General features: G+C 61.7%; 1 protein-coding gene. It reads right to left on the bottom strand.

From position 1 onward, the window contains the following. The coding region (locus R0J88_RS20090; protein ID WP_410900888.1) for a hypothetical protein at positions 1 to 274 on the bottom strand (274 nt) is incomplete at both ends.

Below are 274 nucleotides of genomic sequence, written 5' to 3' on the forward strand. Positions count from 1 at the left end.
GGTAGCCGCCGGCCAGATTGATGCGTTCGATGCGTACCGGGAAGGGTTTGGCGTTGGGGTCGCTTGGGGTCGGTTCGCTGGCCGGCAGCTTGAACAGGGCCAGGAGGTTGAGCTTGCCTTCCTTGTCGAAGAGGATTTCGGTCTTGGGCTGGTCCAGCTCGACATCCGCCAGGTGCAGCGCACGTTTCCACAGGCTGTCCAATTGCAGATTGGCGTAGAGGCGATCGAAGGCGATCTGCTCCTTGCCAGGTTCACCGATGCTCAGGCCCCAGAG

The sequence above is a fragment of the Pseudoalteromonas sp. SIMBA_162 genome (assembly GCF_046535955.1).
GTDB lineage: Bacteria > Pseudomonadota > Gammaproteobacteria > Enterobacterales > Alteromonadaceae > Pseudoalteromonas > Pseudoalteromonas marina.